The sequence below is a fragment of the Streptomyces sp. AC627_RSS907 genome, from assembly GCF_019049165.1.
On the sequence record NZ_JAGMUE010001225.1, the window covers coordinates 1 to 551 of the forward strand.

General features: G+C 77.0%; 1 protein-coding gene. It reads right to left on the reverse strand.

Translation table 11 applies throughout. The annotated features are described in order from the left end of the window. Window positions 1–551 (reverse strand): ABC transporter substrate-binding protein (locus KUM32_RS41190; protein WP_308408853.1); only part of this gene is annotated, 551 nt, incomplete at its 3' end.

Consider the following 551-nt stretch of genomic DNA (forward strand, 5'->3'; position numbering starts at 1 on the left):
CTGGCCTGCAGGTCCGACAGCTCGACCTCGGCCAGCATCTCCTCGGCCAGTTGCCGGTACGGGCCGCTGCGCGGCGCGCCCAGCGTCACGTGCCGGGCCGACGAGCGGTACCGCGTCGGCCCGTCGGTCAGGATCTCCGAGAGCCGGTCCACCACCGTGCGCGGCGGGTCGGCCACCGGGGCCGGCGCGCTGGGCGCCGCGCGGTGCGCCAGCTCGGCGCGGATGATGTCGATCCGCCCCTGGAGCAGCCGGCGTACATAGCTCAGGTCCGCCTCCTCCGCCTGCGAGCTGCGGCGCAGCGCGCGCAGTTCGGCCAGGCGCAGTCCGTCCAGGGCCAACACGGTCGCGGTCGCCTCCGCCAGATGTCCGGGGCGCCCGCTGTGCGAGCGCGTGTGCGGCACGTCGACCGTCCCGCCGAACCAGGCGTCCGGCGCCGGCTCCGCCACGGCACGTGCCGGCCGCGGCGGGTGGGCGGGGCTCCCCGGGCTCGTCGCGGACGACGACCGAGCGGTTGGTACGGAGCCGGGAGACTGCCCGGCGCCGGGTGTAAT